The sequence below is a fragment of the Seonamhaeicola marinus genome (assembly GCF_008085455.1).
On record NZ_VSDQ01000426.1, the window covers coordinates 1 to 980 of the forward strand.

At 34.9% G+C, this 980-nt stretch carries 1 protein-coding gene; it reads left to right on the forward strand.

Going from position 1 to position 980, the window contains the following annotated elements; translation table 11 throughout:
• Positions 1–14: 14 nt before the first annotated feature.
• On the forward strand, positions 15–980 hold a 966-nt coding region (locus FUA24_RS07505; protein WP_148541137.1), incomplete at its 3' end, for a signal recognition particle protein.

Genomic DNA, 980 nt, shown 5'->3' on the forward strand with positions numbered 1-980 from the left:
ATTTAAAGAAAATTATGTTTAATAATTTAAGTGATAAATTAGATAAAGCTTTACACGTATTAAAGGGGCACGGAAGTATAACCGAAGTAAATGTTGCTGAAACCCTAAAAGAAGTAAGACGCGCTTTATTAGATGCCGATGTTAACTTTAAAATAGCCAAAGATTTTACCAACAAGGTAAAAGAAAAAGCACTTGGGCAAGATGTATTAACTACATTACAACCAGGGCAATTAATGGTTAAAATTGTAAAAGATGAGTTAACACAACTTATGGGTGGTGATGCAGCAGGTATTAATTTATCAGCTACACCAAGCGTAATTTTAATGTCTGGTTTACAGGGTTCTGGTAAAACTACCTTTTCGGGTAAACTAGCAAACTATCTTAAAAATAAAAAAACTAAAAAACCGTTATTAGTAGCTTGTGATGTGTATCGTCCTGCAGCAATAGATCAGTTACATGTTGTTGGAGATCAAATAGGTGTTGAGGTTTTTAGCGATAGAGGAAATAATGATCCTGTAGCAATTTCGCAAGCAGCAATAGCACATGCAAAATCTAACGGGCATAATGTAGTCATTATTGATACCGCAGGTCGTTTAGCCGTTGATGAAGCTATGATGACTGAAATATCAAACATTCATAAAGCCATCCAGCCACAAGAAACCTTGTTTGTGGTAGATTCTATGACGGGGCAAGATGCCGTTAACACAGCAAAAGCATTTAATGATGTATTAAATTTTGATGGTGTTATACTTACCAAATTAGATGGTGATACACGTGGTGGTGCAGCAATTTCAATTAAATCTGTTGTAAATAAACCCATTAAATTTATTGGTACAGGTGAAAAAATGGAAGCTATTGATGTGTTCCATCCTTCACGTATGGCCGATAGAATATTAGGCATGGGAGATGTTGTGTCTCTTGTTGAAAGAGCTCAAGAACAGTTTGATGAAGAAGAAGCAAGAAAACTTCAAAAGAAAATT